At 60.9% G+C, this 256-nt stretch carries 1 pseudogene; it reads left to right on the top strand.

Annotation, left to right across the window (positions count from 1 at the left end):
* Positions 1-227 (top strand): annotated as a pseudogene (locus ACZIRK_RS45665) (hypothetical protein); the annotation flags it as partial.
* Positions 228-256: the final 29 nt, after the last annotated feature.

Genomic DNA, 256 nt, shown 5'->3' with positions numbered 1-256 from the left:
ATCTCGAGGTGAAGTGCCTGGGCTGCAGTACCCGTCAGACGGTCGCCCTCGACATCATCCGCCGGCGCAAGTCGACACCCATTCACGAGCTCGAGCGCTACATGCGCTGCAAGCTGTGCTCAGACGAACGCGGCTATCCCTACAAGCGCAGCCACCTGGTCGCGTTGCGGCCGAACAAGATCAGCGCGCAGGATCCGCCATCGACATGGTGGCCGGGCGAACGCTAAGGACATCTGATGTGCAATCTCTATTCGAT

Source organism: Bradyrhizobium sp. Leo114 (assembly GCF_055229415.2).
This window is presented reverse-complemented; position numbering and strand designations above follow the sequence as displayed.